Source organism: Burkholderia sp. ABCPW 14 (genome assembly GCF_001523835.1).
Classification (GTDB): domain Bacteria; phylum Pseudomonadota; class Gammaproteobacteria; order Burkholderiales; family Burkholderiaceae; genus Burkholderia; species Burkholderia mayonis.
Genome location: NZ_LOVS01000062.1, coordinates 1 through 1,166, shown reverse-complemented (window position 1 = coordinate 1,166; position 1,166 = coordinate 1). Strand labels below are relative to the sequence as shown.

At 63.8% G+C, this 1,166-nt stretch carries 1 protein-coding gene; it reads left to right on the top strand.

The genetic code is table 11. From position 1 onward, the window contains the following. Positions 1–228: 228 nt before the first annotated feature. On the top strand, positions 229–1,166 hold a 938-nt coding region (locus WS62_RS08865), incomplete at its 3' end, for an IS110 family transposase (RefSeq protein ID WP_066570243.1).

The window sequence follows — 1,166 nt, the reverse complement described above, 5'->3', positions numbered from 1 at the left end:
CGTTACTATCTTCACACCCCGATAATTGGGGTTTTGGCCAGCCAGGCCCGGCATGATTCCCGCCCCCAGTCGCAGTCATGATCCGGGGGGTGTTGTCACCGGGCCTGGTGGGTGGCTGGTGATCGCTGATAGGGGTTTGGCCGGGATATCCCGACGCCGTCCGTAACGTGGATGCCGAGACTTGCCACCGTTGTTGCAGGCCAACCCGTTCACTCTGCATAAACTGCAATGCAAGAAACCCAACAACATGACGCCATCGATGTCTTCATTGGCGTCGACGTCGGTAAAGGTCAGCATCACGCCGTCGCACTCGATCGGCACGGCAAGCGTCTGTACAACAAGGCGCTACCCAACGACGAGGCCAAGCTGCGCGCCCTCATCGCCGAACTCAAGACTCACGGTCGACTCCTGTTCGTCGTCGATCAGCCTTCCACCATCGGAGCGCTTCCAGTGGCCGTCGCCCGCGCTGAAGGCATACTCGTCGCCTATCTGCCGGGACTGGCCATGCGCCGCATCGCCGATCTGCATGCAGGTGAAGCCAAGACCGACGCCCGCGATGCCGCGATCATTGCCGAAGCCGCCCGCTCGATGCCGCATACGCTGCGCTCGCTTCGATTGGCCGACGAGCAGCTCGCCGAGCTCACCATGTTGTGCGGCTTCGACGATGATCTTGCCGCCCAGGTCACTCAAACCAGCAACCGCATTCGCGGCCTGCTCACCCAGATCCATCCGGCGCTCGAGCGCGTTCTCGGACCGCGCCTCGACCATCCAGCGGTGCTCGATCTCCTTGAGCGCTACCCGTCGCCCGCCGCGCTTGCCGCCACCAGCGAGAAGACGCTCGCCAACCGTCTGACCAAGCTCGCGCCCCGTATGGGTAAAAGCTTGGCGACTGAGATCGTTCAGGCTCTGAGCGAACAAGCCGTGATCGTGCCCGGCACGCAGGCTGCCACCATCGTCATGCCCCGCTTGGCCCAGCAACTCGCCGCCTTGCGCAAGCAGCGCGACGAGATCGCCGCCGAAGTGGAGCGGCTGGTGCTTGCTCACCCTCTTTGGCCGGTCCTGACCAGCATGCCGGGAGTCGGCGTCAGGACCGCCGCCAGACTCCTGACCGAAGTCGCCCATAAAGCCTTCGCTTCGGCTGCTCATCTGGCGGCCTACGCTGGCCT